This window comes from Niallia yueguangensis (assembly GCF_052663115.1).
In genome coordinates, this window is sequence record NZ_JBQTCX010000061.1 from 1 (window position 1) to 734 (window position 734).

Consider the following 734-nt stretch of genomic DNA (forward strand, 5'->3'; position numbering starts at 1 on the left):
TAAATGGGAAAGAAATCAGTGTATTATCCCCGCGTAAAATAACGGAAAGCGGGTTAGGGCATATTCCACAGGATCGCCATAAGCACGGGTTAGTGTTAGACTTTCCAATTGGCCAAAATATCGTCTTGCAAACGTATTATCAACCACCTTTCTCGAAAAATGGCTTTTTAAATCAGAAAGAAATTGATAAAAAAGCGAAAACATTAATTGAAGAGTATGATGTGAGAACACCTGGCATTCATACGCCTGCACGTGCTCTTTCTGGTGGAAATCAGCAAAAAGCAATCATCGGCCGTGAAGTAGACCGAAATCCGGATGTATTAATCGCGGCACAGCCAACTCGTGGTCTGGATGTTGGGGCAATTGAGTTTATCCATAAACGTTTAATTGAACAGAGAGATAAAGGCAAAGGCGTCCTGCTTCTATCGTTTGAACTAGATGAAATATTAAATGTAAGTGATCGAATTGCCGTTATTTTTGAAGGGGAAATTATTGCTATCGTTAATCCGAAAGAAACAACAGAACAAGAATTAGGATTATTAATGGCAGGATCGAATGACAATAAAGTAGGTGTGGAGAAAAATGTCTAATACAGTAAAGAAAATTAGTATTCCTATCGTATCCGTTCTGCTTGGCATACTAGTAGGAACCATTATTATGCTGGCTACCGGATATAGCCCAGTAGATGCCTATATCGCTTTATGGAACGGTGCTTTTGGCGAAATCTATTATAC

Annotated in this window: 1 pseudogene; it reads left to right on the plus strand. The window is 39.1% G+C overall.

Annotated features, from left to right (window positions below):
* Positions 1-590: pseudogene (nupO, locus tag ACTYA4_RS22120) on the plus strand (guanosine ABC transporter ATP-binding protein NupO); the annotation flags it as partial.
* Positions 591-734: the final 144 nt, after the last annotated feature.